Source organism: Butyricimonas faecihominis, assembly GCF_033096445.1.
GTDB lineage: Bacteria > Bacteroidota > Bacteroidia > Bacteroidales > Marinifilaceae > Butyricimonas > Butyricimonas faecihominis.
The window spans coordinates 4,546,877-4,560,197 of record NZ_AP028155.1 but is presented as its reverse complement, the minus strand read 5'-3'; the positions used below and the strand labels follow the sequence as shown (position 1 = coordinate 4,560,197).

The 13,321-nt window shown below is 47.3% G+C and carries 8 protein-coding genes, 1 tRNA gene and 2 rRNA genes; 1 reads left to right on the top strand and 10 read right to left on the bottom strand.

The window, feature by feature from the left end:
* Window positions 1-181: 181 nt before the first annotated feature.
* The 4 genes from R8806_RS18880 to trpS form a co-directional block, all read right to left on the bottom strand.
* Window positions 182-3,068 (bottom strand): 23S ribosomal RNA (locus R8806_RS18880).
* A gap of 306 nt (window positions 3,069-3,374) precedes the next feature.
* Window positions 3,375-4,899: ribosomal RNA gene (locus R8806_RS18875) — 16S ribosomal RNA — on the bottom strand.
* The 16S and 23S rRNA genes sit together here, the layout of an rRNA operon.
* A gap of 767 nt (window positions 4,900-5,666) precedes the next feature.
* Entirely contained in the window at window positions 5,667-6,248 is a 582-nt protein-coding gene (gene ruvA / locus R8806_RS18870; RefSeq protein ID WP_124316955.1) for a Holliday junction branch migration protein RuvA, read from the bottom strand.
* A gap of 72 nt (window positions 6,249-6,320) precedes the next feature.
* Window positions 6,321-7,304: a tryptophan--tRNA ligase gene (gene trpS, locus R8806_RS18865; protein WP_118305801.1), complete on the bottom strand. Its 984-nt coding sequence runs from the start codon at window positions 7,302-7,304 to the stop codon at window positions 6,321-6,323.
* A 365-nt stretch (window positions 7,305-7,669) separates the two neighbouring features.
* Here trpS and R8806_RS18860 point away from each other — a divergent pair, with 365 nt between their 5' ends.
* Window positions 7,670-8,023: a DUF3276 family protein gene (locus R8806_RS18860; protein WP_027201276.1), complete on the top strand. Its 354-nt coding sequence runs from the start codon at window positions 7,670-7,672 to the stop codon at window positions 8,021-8,023.
* Window positions 8,024-8,057: 34 nt separating this feature from the next.
* Here the strand turns inward: R8806_RS18860 and R8806_RS18855 are convergent, their stop codons facing one another.
* From R8806_RS18855 to murB, 6 genes are all read right to left on the bottom strand, one after another.
* Window positions 8,058-8,519 (bottom strand): SRPBCC family protein, encoded by a 462-nt coding sequence (locus R8806_RS18855; RefSeq protein WP_124316954.1) that lies wholly within the window; start codon window positions 8,517-8,519, stop codon window positions 8,058-8,060.
* A 5-nt stretch (window positions 8,520-8,524) separates the two neighbouring features.
* Window positions 8,525-9,154 carry an orotate phosphoribosyltransferase gene (pyrE, locus tag R8806_RS18850; RefSeq protein WP_027201274.1) on the bottom strand — a complete coding sequence of 210 codons (630 nt, stop codon included), beginning with the start codon at window positions 9,152-9,154 and terminating at the stop codon, window positions 8,525-8,527.
* Window positions 9,155-9,175: 21 nt separating this feature from the next.
* Window positions 9,176-10,204 carry an aminoglycoside phosphotransferase family protein gene (locus R8806_RS18845; RefSeq protein WP_124316953.1) on the bottom strand — a complete coding sequence of 343 codons (1,029 nt, stop codon included), beginning with the start codon at window positions 10,202-10,204 and terminating at the stop codon, window positions 9,176-9,178.
* Between the two features lie 941 nt (window positions 10,205-11,145).
* Window positions 11,146-11,229: transfer RNA gene (locus R8806_RS18840), tRNA-Leu, on the bottom strand.
* Between the two features lie 107 nt (window positions 11,230-11,336).
* Window positions 11,337-12,086, bottom strand: a complete 750-nt coding sequence (locus tag R8806_RS18835) for an acyl-[acyl-carrier-protein] thioesterase (RefSeq protein WP_124316952.1) — start codon at window positions 12,084-12,086, stop codon at window positions 11,337-11,339.
* Window positions 12,087-12,221: 135 nt separating this feature from the next.
* Window positions 12,222-13,235, bottom strand: a complete 1,014-nt coding sequence (gene murB, locus R8806_RS18830; RefSeq protein ID WP_164719659.1) for a UDP-N-acetylmuramate dehydrogenase — start codon at window positions 13,233-13,235, stop codon at window positions 12,222-12,224.
* Window positions 13,236-13,321: the final 86 nt, after the last annotated feature.

Sequence of the window (13,321 nt, the reverse complement as noted above, 5' to 3'; positions counted from 1 at the left end):
AAATTGAGAATGGAAAATTATGATTTCCTTACCTCACTGTTTTTCCAACTTTCGTCACTTCTCGTGGCACTCTTGCCAACGTGACAATATCTTTAAAGTTCATCTCTTCATGCTTTCTATCAACCGTCAATCACCTTGATTGACAATCGCTTGGAACGTTAATTAAATCATCTCACCCACCGAACGTCAACTTTCGGGTGATTAGTACCACTCGGCTTTGCCGTCACCGGCTTTACACCTGTGGCCTATCAACGTCGTCGTCTACGACGACCCTGTAAGGAGATCTCATCTCGAGGCAGGCTTCGCGCTTAGATGCTTTCAGCGCTTATCCCGTCCGCGCGTGGCTACCCTGCCGTACGACTGGCGTCATAACAGGTTCACTAGCGGCGCGTCCAACCCGGTCCTCTCGTACTAGAGTCAGGACCTCTCGAATCTCCAGCGCCCACGACAGATAGGGACCGAACTGTCTCACGACGTTCTGAACCCAGCTCGCGTGCCACTTTAATCGGCGAACAGCCGAACCCTTGGGACCTTCTCCAGCCCCAGGATGTGACGAGCCGACATCGAGGTGCCAAACCGCCCCGTCGATATGAGCTCTTGGGGGCGATCAGCCTGTTATCCCCGGAGTACCTTTTATCCTTTGAGCGATGACCCTTCCACGCGGGATCACCGGATCACTATGCCCTGCTTTCGCACCCGATCGACTTGTTAGTCTCCCGGTCAAGCACCCTTGTGCCATTGCACTCTAAGGTTGATTACCAACCAACCCGAGGGTACCTTTGGAAGCCTCCGTTACGCTTTTGGAGGCGACCACCCCAGTCAAACTACCCACCACGCGGTGTCCCCATTACCATGGGTTAGATCCCAGACAAGAGAAGGGTCGTATTTCAACGATGGCTCCTCGATTCCTGGCGAAACCGACTCCTAGCCTCCGACCTATCCTACACGTCCCGTGCCCGGGAACAACGCGAAGCTGCAGTAAAGGTTCACGGGGTCTTTCCGTCCCGTCGCGGGTACCCGGCATCTTCACCGGAACTACAATTTCACCGAGCTCATGGTCGAGACAGTGCCCAGATCGTTACACCATTCGTGCAGGTCGGAACTTACCCGACAAGGAATTTCGCTACCTTAGGACCGTTATAGTTACGGCCGCCGTTTACCGGGGCTTCAATTCAAACCTTCTCGTTTCCGATGAGCTCTCCTCTTAACCTTCCGGCACCGGGCAGGTGTCAGGCCATATACGTCATCTTTCGATTTGGCATAGCCATGTGTTTTTGGTAAACAGTCGCCTGGGCCATTACTCTGCGGCTCTATCACTAGAGCGTCCTTTATCCCTAAGTTACAGGACTATTTTGCCTAGTTCCTTGACCATGAATCACTCGAGCGCCTTGGTATGTTCTACCCGACCACGTGTGTCCGTTTACAGTACGGTTCCTCGTCACTTGAAGTTTAGCGGGTTTTCTAGGGGGTAAATTGCCTGGACGCTATCCACTCGACCGGGGTCTCGTGGTACTATCGGCTCTCGCCTCCGGTGGCGTGCTTGACTACCACCGTCATAGGGTACGGCCTTCAACGCGCTATTCCGTCAGCGCGCGGTCCATTCATCACCCCGTCACCGCGTCACGGTGACGAGAAGCACGGGAATGTTAACCCGTTTCTCGTCGGCGTCCCCGTTCGGGTTAGCCTTAGAGGCCGGCTGACCCCCGGCTGATTGACATTGCCGGGGAATCCTTGGTCTTGCGGCGTGGGGGGTTCTCGCCCCCATTATCGTTACTTATGCCTACATTTGCTTTTCATGCCGCTCCAGTCACTCTCGCGGGTGACCTTCAAAGCTGGCAGGAATGCTCTCCTACCGGTTAGCTCATCACTAACCCCACGGCTTCGGTTGACAGTTTGATGCCCGTGTATTATCCACGCGGGATCGCTCGACTAGTGAGCTGTTACGCACTCTTTAAATGAATGGCTGCTTCCAAGCCAACATCCTAGCTGTCTCAGCGATCCCACCTCGTTTGATCAACTTAACTGTCCATCCGGGACCTTAGCCGGTGGTCCGGGTTCTTTCCCTCTCGTCCGCGGACCTTAGCACCCGCGGGCTCACTCCATGATTTCGTGTTCCAGCATTCGGAGTTTATCCGGATTTGATAGGCGGTGAAGCCCTCGCGTCCAACCAGTAGCTCTACCTCTGGAACAGAACATCACAGGCTGCACCGAAATGCATTTCGGAGAGTACGAGCTATTTCCCAGTTTGATTGGCCTTTCACCCCTACCCGCGAGTCATCCGAAAACTTTTCAACGTTTACCGGTTCGGTCCTCCATCACGTGTTACCGCGACTTCAACCTGCTCGTGGGTAGATCACAAGGTTTCGCGTCTAGCGCCACCAACTCGACGCCCTGTTAAGGCTCGCTTTCACTTCGGCTAACGGGCCTGAAGCCCTTAACCTCGCTGGTGACGACTAACTCGTAGGCTCATTATGCAAAAGGCACGCCGTCACCATATTTCATGGCTCCGACCGCTTGTAGGCGCGCGGGTTCAGGGTCTATTTCACCCCCCTGCTCGGGGTACTTTTCACCTTTCCCTCGCGGTACTGGTTCACTATCGGTCTCTCGGGAGTATTTAGCCTTGCCAGGCGGTCCTGGCGAATTCAGGCAGGATTTCTCGTGTCCCGCCCTACTCGGGATCCCGCTATCTTCGAAAGAGGTGTCGTGCACGGGGCTGTCACCCTCCACGGCTTACCTTTCCAGGTAATTGCACTTCGTCTTCCGTCGAATGTCGCGGTCCCATGACCCCGCTGTCGCCGAAACGGCAACGGTTTGGGCTCTTCCCCGTTCGCTCGCCACTACTGGGGGAATCACATTTTGTTTTCTTCTCCTGCGGGTAATGAGATGTTTCAGTTCCCCGCGTTCGCCTGCATTAATGCATGACCGTCATCTAGACGGCCGGGTTGCCCCATTCGGAAATCCACGGGTCAAGGGTTACTTGCACCTCGCCGTGGCCTATCGCGGCTTATCGCGTCCTTCATCGCCTCCGAGAGCCTAGGCATCCACCGCGCGCCCTTAATTGTTCACGTTCGTTAGCGTCGTGTTCTTAAATAATTTTACCTTGCCATCGTGTCACCACGACAGCGGCTCTGTGTTATTCTACTACATTGTTACTTCGTGGATCAAATGATCCATTAACGTTCCAGCATGTCAAAGAACTTTACAATTTTAAATTTAGCCATTTTAAATTTTAAATTGAAATCTAGAATCTAAAATCTTTAAATCTAAAATTTAACGCCGGGACCAAGGCAACGAGCCTCGTCTCTAAAGATCCCTCGAGGGAATCCCGTTGATAATGAACTGCCGGTAGCGAGCCACATGAGCTCCTGCTCCAGAAAGGAGGTGTTCCAGCCGCACCTTCCGGTACGGCTACCTTGTTACGACTTAGCCCCAGTTACCGGTATTACCCTAGCCCGTTCCTCGCGGTCACGATCTTCAGGTACTCCCGGCTTCCATGGCTTGACGGGCGGTGTGTACAAGGCCCGGGAACGTATTCACCGCGCCATGGCTGATGCGCGATTACTAGCGAATCCAACTTCGTGGAGTCGGGTTGCAGACTCCAGTCCGAACTACGACCGGCTTTAGAGATTCGCTCCGGGTCACCCCGTGGCTGCCCTCTGTACCGGCCATTGTAACACGTGTGTCGCCCCGGGTGTAAGGGCCGTGCTGATTTGACGTCATCCCCGCCTTCCTCGCACCTTACGGTGGCAGTCTCGACAGAGTGCCCGGCTTCAACCGATGGCAACTGGCGATAGGGGTTGCGCTCGTTATGGGACTTAACCCGACACCTCACGGCACGAGCTGACGACAACCATGCAGCACCTTGTATCTAGCCCCGAAGGGAATTCCTGTTTCCAAGAAATGCAAAATACATTTAAACCCGGGTAAGGTTCCTCGCGTATCATCGAATTAAACCACATGTTCCTCCGCTTGTGCGGGCCCCCGTCAATTCCTTTGAGTTTCATCGTTGCCGACGTACTCCCCAGGTGGCTCACTTAATACTTTCGCTTGAACCCTGGCAGTGTATCGCCAAGATCCAGTGAGCATCGTTTACGGCGTGGACTACCAGGGTATCTAATCCTGTTCGCTACCCACGCTCTCGCGCATCAGCGTCAGATCGAGCCTGGGAAGCTGCCTTCGCTATCGGGGTTCCAAGTGATATCTAAGCATTTCACCGCTACTTCACTTGTTCCGCCTCCCTCGTCTCGTCTCGAGGGCGCCAGTTTCAACGGCGTGCTACAGTTTAGCTGCAGTCTTTTACCGCTGACTTGGCGTCCCGCCTACGCGCCCTTTAAACCCAATAAATCCGGATAACGCTCGCATCCCCCGTATTACCGCGGCTGCTGGCACGGAGTTAGCCGATGCTTATTCGTCAAGTACTGGCAAGATCGCACACGTGCAATTTATTCTTCCTTGACAAAAGAGGTTTACAGGCCATGGACCATTCATCCCTCACGCGACTTGGCTGGTTCAGGCTCTCGCCCATTGACCAATATTCCTCACTGCTGCCTCCCGTAGGAGTCTGGACCGTGTCTCAGTTCCAGTGTGGGGGACCTTCCTCTCAGAACCCCTAGACATCGTCGGCTTGGTGGGCCGTTACCCCGCCAACTACCTAATGTCGCGCGTGCCCGTCCCGTACCACCGGAATTTTAAATGAAAGATCATGCGATCCTCCAGTATTATGGGATGTTAGTCCACGTTTCCGCGGGTTATCTCCCGGTACGGGGTTGGTTGCACACGTGTTACTCACCCGTGCGCCGGTCGCCGGCGAAGTATTGCTACTCCCCGCTGCCCCTCGACTTGCATGTGTTAAGCCTGTCGCTAGCGTTCATCCTGAGCCAGGATCAAACTCTTCATGGTAAAAGTTATTTACAGAAATTTTATTCTGGCCGGGTCATGTGTTTCATGAATCTCGACTCTCGTCGATCTCGATTCACGCTCGCTACGTTTTGTTCATTTCAATATCTTAAAGAACTCTTCTTTTCATCTTGTCGCTCCCGTCATCCCCTCATGCCCTCCTCTTGAAAGCGGCTGCAAAGGTAAGGCTTGTTTTTCATTCTCCAAACTTTTCAAGCTTTTTTTTCAAACTTTTTTTCTCGCCCCTCGTTTAACCTCTTTCCCTCGTGCCCTCTCTCTCGAAAGCGGGTGCAAAGATAAGGTAATGATTCCCCCTTTTCCAAATTTTTTCACCATTATTTTTCATCTTTTTTTCAAGCCCCCGACCAATACCGTGACTGGCAAAACGTTAGGAAGAAAAAATTTTACCGGGAAAACGGGAAAGACCACCGGGAAAAGGGAGGGGAAGGCGGCAAGACCGGGAAAAGGGACCACGTTCTCGCCCGGCAAGCACCTTTCATGGACACCCGTGAACGTCTTTGAAACGTCTTTGATTCGAGAGTGACACGCCTTTAACTCCTGTCTTCTACCCGTTCACACCCTGTCATCACCCCTTGCACGGGGTTAAAAGGGGAATGGGCTACCACGAGAACTCGACAACTGCTCTCCAAGAACTCGACAACCACACACGCCAGTGTTCATGCCATGTATATGCTATGTATATGCTATGTTCATGGTATAGCCCAACGACGAACTAGCGCCGAGGAAAACACCGACAGGAGATAGTGAAATTACAAATGCTTTAAAGCCAACTTGATAAGATTCTCAACTGTTTCGACCTTTTCCGAAGCCAAAATCTTGTCCAAAGTCTTCGTCACCTGGGCTCGAGCAAAGCCCAACATCACCAAAGCTGCTTGTGCCTCTTCCCGAACCGCACTCGTAGAAAGACTCAACCCCTCTACAGGAACACCCTCTTTACCTACTTTATCCTTCAATTCTATAATAACACGCTGAGCAGTCTTCACTCCAATTCCCTTCACGCTCTTTATAGCATTTACATTCTCTGTAAGTATCGCTCCAGTTATCTCCTCCACCGACATTGAACTCAACATGACATTCGCAGTGTTAGCGCCAATCCCGGAAACAGAAATCAATGCCCGAAACAAACTTCTCTCCTCCTTAGAAAAAAAACCATACAACAAATGAGCATCTTCCCGCACGATCTGGTGAATATAAAGCATAACCTGATTCTGGGAAGCGATCTTAGAATAAGTATTAACCGAAATATGAATATAATACCCGACCCCGCCACAATCGACAACAGCATTTGCCGGAGTTGCCTCCACTAATTCACCTTTTATATATTCGTACATAAAAATTGAAAATTGAAAATTGAAAATTGAAAATGACAAGGCATTTCAATTTTCAATTCTATGTTTATACTACTAGCGGAAACCGATAAGTTTACGCACTTCTTTCATCGTGGCTACCGCACTAGCCCTTGCTTTCTCGGCCCCGGCCGCAGCAACCTTATCCAGATTATCCGGGTTAGCAGCGTACTCCATGATTCGCTCCCGAATCGGAGAGCAGAAATTAATAATATCTTCCGCCAACTGTTTTTTCAAATCTCCGTAACGAATTTCACAATTATTATACTTCTCGTTGAAATAATCATACGTGTCTTTCGAAGAAACGACATCCATCAAGGTAAATAAATTCTGGATCACCTCCGGTTTCACGCTGTTCGGCTCGGTTGGCCCGCTATCGGTTACGGCTTTCATCACCTTTTTACGTATTGTTGCAGCATCGTCAACCAGATAAATAGCATTTCCCTCTGATTTTCCCATCTTCCCGGAACCATCCAACCCCGGAATCTTGATTCCTTCTCCCGTGTAGGAGAAAGATGCCGGTTCCGGGAACAACTCACTCCCGTATATGGTATTAAATCTCCGGGCAAATTTCCGGGCCATCTCCATGTTTTGCTCCTGATCTTTTCCGACAGGCACTTTATGAGCCCTGTGTATAATAATATCTGCGGCCATCAACGTGGGATAGGTCAACAAACCTGCATTCACGTTATCCGGCTGTTTACGAGCCTTTTCCTTAAAAGTAGTCGTACGCTCCAACTCGCCAAGATAAGCATTCATGTTTAAATACAAATACAACTCGGCAATCTCCTTTATATCACTTTGCACGTAAATTGTCGCCTTCTCTGGATTCAAACCACAAGCGAGGTACTCCGCCAGAATCTTCCGCACGTTCTCCACCACGTTACCCGGGTGCGGATGCGTCGTTAACGAGTGCCAATCGGCAATAAAAAAGAAACATTTATACTCGTCCTGCATTTTTAGAAAATTCTTCACCGCACCAAAATAATTTCCCAGGTGCAAATTACCCGTAGGCCTAATTCCACTTACTACTGTCTCCATTGTCTGAAATTTACGAATTTAAAACATACAAAGATACGGTTTTATTCGTTTTGTACAACTATGTATCAAAATGCCCCGGAAACAATATTCATCATCACACGATATAACCACCTACCCATGAACCAGTAAAATTCATTTTTATTGTACTTGGCGAAAACAACCGTCTCTCGTTTACCTTATCCACATCAACACAATGATTACCAGTACATTACACCTATTTTAAACAAATACACGCTTTTTAAAACGTTTTCAGTAAAGTAAGATATTGATAGACAAGGAGAAAAAAATATTACAAAAATGGATGTTGTTATATTATTTTTCCTACTTTTGAAACGCAAAGTCTAATTAATAATTTTAATTTAAACATGGAAGGTTACGAAAAGAATGACGGTATGGAAATGAATGATCGGGATGAGATCTATTCAAAACCGGTGAGAGCAGGGAAAAGGACTTATTTTTTTGATGTAAAAGCTACTCGTAATAACGATTACTATCTAACGATTACTGAAAGCAAAAAGAAACTCGAAAAAGATGGTTCTCAGAATTACGAAAAGCACAAGATCTTTTTATACAAAGAAGACTTTGATAAATTTGCAGAGGGGCTTGACAACGCTGTCGCTTACATCAAAGCAGCTCTTAACGGAGAAACAATGGCAGTCCAAGAAGAAGTTGAAACAAACAAATTTGACGACATTGATTTTGATGATCTATCCAAATAACCAAAAAAGCTCTTCGCGATGAAGAGCTTTTTTATTATCGTATATATCCGTAAGGAATTTTTGCCAGACCTTCTGCCAGTTGATTGATTCCCTTTTCCAGTTTCCCCTTCAGCAACATTTTCATCATCATGTTCAACTCCGCCTCTGCCGTTATTCGTAACCGGGTATCATAAGGGCCGTTATCCAACAGCTGAATCCATACTTGAAATTCAAAAGGCAAACGTCCATCCCCCTCCAGTTTAATCAATTTCGGTTCTTCTCTCTCCACGATTTTCATTCCCATTTCACCAACACCTTTTACCATAAAAGTGCAGGTATCTTCCGTGGTGCGAACGTCCTCGATCTTGTCTGCCAGTTCCGGCATTTGATTACCGGCCCCCATCTGGCGAGCCGTCTCGATCAATTTCCCGATCTTCGAGAAATCAGAAAGAAACGCGTACACGTCTGCAATCGCACTATTTATTTTCTGAACGTCACTAACAACTCGTGTTGCCATACCTTTTATTTATAAGATTCTGGGCTCAGACGCCACTCCTTCAACTTGGCCACATCGCTCTCCTGCACGTACCCGGTCTTCTGGGCCAGGTCAATCATGGCGTTGTAGTCACTCAACGTATCCAGTACGCAATGAGCATTCGTGAAATTATCTATCGCTTTCTGGAATCCATAGGTGAAAATAGCCACCATTCCCAACACGTCACATCCTGCATTTCTCAACGCCTCCACGGCCTGCAAGCTGGATCCCCCGGTAGAGATCAGATCCTCCACCACGACCACTTTTTGACCTTCTTTATATTCACCTTCAATCAGATTTTCCAACCCGTGATTCTTGGCAGCAGAACGCACGTACACGAACGGCAACCCCAATTCCTGTGCAACCAAAGCACCTTGGGCAATAGCACCGGTAGCCACCCCGGCGATCAATTCCACCTGTGGGTATTTTGTTTTAATCAAATTCACGAACTGGTCCCGAATATACGTACGTACTTCCGGGTAAGACAACGTCTTCCGATTATCGCAATAAATGGGTGATTTCCACCCGGAAGCCCATGTAAAAGGGTGATTCGGTTCTAATTTTATCGCTTTGATCTGTAGCAAATGTGACGCTACTTGTTCTGCAACAGTGTTCATATCTGTCTATTATTTTAATGGTTATTCTTTACTTTCAGGGTGCAAAGGTACAAAGTATTTTTCAAAAGCCATTCGGATAGCATACTGAATCTCGGGATATTCTCCTTCCAGCTTGCCGGATTCAAACAACGTGCTAATTCCCTGCAAACCGGGAACAATCGAATCAATAAAATGAGGTTTTCCCTCGTGCAGACCGCGTAATCCAAACGCACCCATAGCCTGTAACAAACGCACCAGCACGAAATGATAATATATTTCCCGGAACTTTTCCGCGAATCCCGGCTCGCTCTCCGTCAATTCCCGGATATAGAAATCTAATAATTCTTCCTTTTGACTTTCAGGAATTTTCACTATCGCATCATATAATAAGGACGCCACGTCATAGTGCAAAGCCCCTTGCCTTCCTCCCTGGTAATCGATAAAATACACCTCGTTATCAAGGACCATGATATTTCTGGACTGGAAATCCCGGAACATGAAACCATCCGTCCCGGCCATGACCAGCTTCGCTGTCAATCGATCAAAATCATTCTCCAGCCGATCCTCGTCGACCTCCACTCCCGCCAATTTCAAAAAACAATATTTAAAATAGTTCAAATCCCACCGGATACAACGTTCATCAAAAACAGGACGAGGCAGACATCCCGAATAATCCAGTCCCTTTCCTCCCTCCAACTGGAATTTCAACAACTCGGACAAGGCTTTCCGATACAATTCCATGGTATGCTCGCTCAGGAATTCACCCTCTCGCTCCCGCTCCACGACATCCAACAACATATCCGGCCCCAGATCATCCTGTAAATAACAAAACCCGTCCTCCGAAACACAATACACGTGCGGAACATGCAAACGGGATTTTTCAAAATGCCGTGTAAAATCCACGAACAAACGATTTTCCCGCAAATTCTCGTGGTACACACCCACGTATGTCCGGTCTCCCGTGAACACCCGGTAATATCTCCGGGCCGAACCGGACACCGGCAACGGCTCCACTCGCCGTACATCACTACCACTATATTGTTTGAAAAGAGTTTTTATTTTTTCTTCCATAACTCTGATTATTCATTCTCTCTCGTTTCTTTTTCCGACAATCCAACACGTATTTATATCATTCCGAGTAACGTCGATCAGCCATATTAAGCATGTTCGATGTACTAAAAATATATATTAATTTTTATCTCGCAGGCAAAAGTAAAGAAAAAACCTCAATTCACGCCATCATACAATATAAAGGCGAAACTAATGGGGCCGTCTCAAAAAGTCAATTTTAAACAACTACCCCCACTAAGGGGCTGTCCAAAAAGTCATTTTATCATCAAAAAACTCCTCCGTCACTTCGTGCCACCTCCTCTATAAACAGAGGAGGAGCTGGTGACTTCTCCCGAAGACAGGGAGTATTTCAACTCTCCCCCTGTTTATAGAGGGAGTATGGCGAAGCCGGGAGGGAGTTTAAAAAATGACTTTTCGGACAGCCCCAAACCGCTTGGTAATCAGCACTCCCCCTGTGTAAGGGGGAGCTGGAGGGGGTAGTTGACAAATACAAGCAGGACTTTTTAGACAACCCCGTCAAAAAGGATTTATTTAACGACCTTGCAGGAAGAGAATTTCTCGAATTTGCATGTATTTTTCAGATTAACCATCTCTCTATAAGATCGTTATCCTCCGACAAGTGTTTTATTACTCCTATAATACGCTGTTACTCTATTGTTTGGCTAGGTTTTCTCCGTGTCTTCTCCGTGCTTTCTCCGTGTCACTTGCGAGTGATCGCCGGAGGAAACACATTTAAACGCGGCACAAATCAAGACGAAGACATATAGGAACATTGAAGGAACATTGGCATGACCTAGAGGTAATCAAACAACGACAAAAGTTTGTTCAACAAAATTTAAACAGGCTTTAAAGAAAACGATATCCAAAATCGTAATCATTCCAACAGGGATTCTCTTTAACACAAATACCCTTCAAAATCAATCGATTAAGAAGGGTATTTGTGCCCAAGACAAGACTCGAACTTGCACAGCCGAACGGCCACTACCACCTCAAAGTAGCGTGTATACCAATTTCACCACTTGGGCATTTTTTAACGGCGCAAATATATAGTATTTTCTCGTTATCGCAAAACAAATAAGCGGTATTTTAACCCGAATTTCACGAAATAAACAGTAAAAGATACACCCAATTCTTACCGTTTTTTCCAGTAACTAACAGCAAAACAATGCGTTTTATCCAAACTTTCATTTCTCACTTGGTGATATACTTTCACACGATTTTCTTCCTCCTCAACATGACATCCGGCACACACAACACTATCCGGCAACACTTCATGTTCGTAAATAATTTCCAACTCCGTGATCTCGTGGTCCTTCAAGAACTCGTAAGACAAAGAATTAGTAACCCAGCGCACATACGTGGCTTGAGTGACGTGCTTGTTGAAATCGATATTATCGTATGTTGCCGTGAAACGACGGGTGCTTTCGAAGTCTATCGGCATTTTTTTCGTATCCAACTCGAAAGGAATTTCCCGAATACCATCCACGCAGAAAGCGGCGGTCTCCGTCACGCAAGCCGGCAAACGCACGGGACGGCGACGATTTACATCTATCACCATCCACTCTGAAGTAGCCCGCAATAAAACCTCTTCTCCTGCCACCATTCTAAAATCACGAATCGCGAATAAACGATCAATACCCGACGGCCATGTTTCCAACGTCACGTTCTCCCCCTGTTCCGGCATCCGGTTAATCAAAATATGTAATTTGTGCAGCATCCATGTCAATCCTTGCTCGTTCAACGTGGGCACGTCTATTTTCAATGCGTAAGTCTGTACGTTCGCCACGTCATTAAACAGATCGCACAAGGACTTCATGATCAACCGTCCTTCCAAATCCGTATAATGCCCCCGAATATCTATCTCTTCCGAATATTTTACCATCCCGTTCTAATTTTAGATCCTATCGATTGAGTGATTTAATGATTTGCGATTACGTGATTTCCACCCACAACCTCACCCCTCCTTTTTAATCTCCTAATCATTGAATCGTCAATCACAGAATTTTTAATATCACTTTTATATCACGTTTACTTCCGGTTCCAACCATACTCCAAACTGAAGGAACACGGATTTCTTTATCTCGTTAGCCAAATGTGCAATTTCTATGCCAGTTGCCCCGCCCGTGTTCACTAACACCAGCGCTTGTTTGTCGTGTACCCCAGCATGGCCGACAACTTTTCCCTTCCATCCGGCAGTTTCGATTAACCACCCGGCAGCCAATTTCACATGCCCTTCATCCACGGTATAAATCGGCAGCGCAGGATACTTTTCCAGCAAGGCATCCGCAACGGCACGTTCAACCATCGGGTTTTTAAAAAAACTCCCGGCATTAGGTAATACCTTCACGTCCGGCAATTTAGCCTCCCGTATACGAATAATGGCCTGCCGTATCGTTTTTAATGAAAGTTCACCCAAACGGTTTACTTCATCTTTCACGCTCCCATAATGTAATCTGAATTCGGGATGTTTTGCCAAACGGAAAGTGACATACGTTACTAGAAAACGGTTCTTCCACTCATGTTTAAAAATAGAGTCCCGGTAACTGAAACGACATGTTTCGGCATCAATCGTCACCCTTTCACCCTTCACGATATCCACGGCTTCCACCCGGTCAATACATTCCCCGACTTCCATCCCGTAAGCCCCGATATTCTGCACCGGGGTTGCTCCCACATGGCCGGGAACCAGTGAAAGATTCTCCACCCCTCCGTACCCGTGTTCAACGGCCCACGCCACGAAATCATCCCACACGACACCACTTCCTACCCGGACAAACACGTACTTATCATCTTCCCTCACGATCTCGCACCCTTGCATCACGGGATAAAAGACAACCCCGTCAAAGTTCTCCGTGAACAAGAAGTTACTTCCCCCTCCCAAAAGTAGAATTTCCTCCGGATCTAACTCGTATGATCCCACGAATTCCAATAATTCGCTCTCTTGATCACACTTCACAAAATATTTACAAGTCACGTCTATGCCAAACGTGTTATATTCTTTTAAACTAAAATTTTCGTTAATCTCAATCATTCTATTTCTGTCTATTAATCAACTCCACGATCTCTTTTCTCTCGCAAAGGTAAAATATATCAGGAAATAAATCACTAAATTTGCCC

Excerpts from the sequence above, each read along its gene's own strand:
- R8806_RS18855 (WP_124316954.1), bottom strand. The coding sequence starts at position 8,519 with ATGGCAACACGAGTTGTTAGTGACGTTCAGAAAATAAATAGTGCGATT.
- R8806_RS18860 (WP_027201276.1), top strand. The coding sequence starts at position 7,670 with ATGGAAGGTTACGAAAAGAATGACGGTATGGAAATGAATGATCGGGAT.
- R8806_RS18845 (WP_124316953.1), bottom strand. The coding sequence starts at position 10,204 with ATGGAAGAAAAAATAAAAACTCTTTTCAAACAATATAGTGGTAGTGAT.
- ruvA (WP_124316955.1), bottom strand. The coding sequence starts at position 6,248 with ATGTACGAATATATAAAAGGTGAATTAGTGGAGGCAACTCCGGCAAAT.
- murB (WP_164719659.1), bottom strand. The coding sequence starts at position 13,235 with ATGATTGAGATTAACGAAAATTTTAGTTTAAAAGAATATAACACGTTT.
- trpS (WP_118305801.1), bottom strand. The coding sequence starts at position 7,304 with ATGGAGACAGTAGTAAGTGGAATTAGGCCTACGGGTAATTTGCACCTG.
- R8806_RS18835 (WP_124316952.1), bottom strand. The coding sequence starts at position 12,086 with ATGGTAAAATATTCGGAAGAGATAGATATTCGGGGGCATTATACGGAT.
- pyrE (WP_027201274.1), bottom strand. The coding sequence starts at position 9,154 with ATGAACACTGTTGCAGAACAAGTAGCGTCACATTTGCTACAGATCAAA.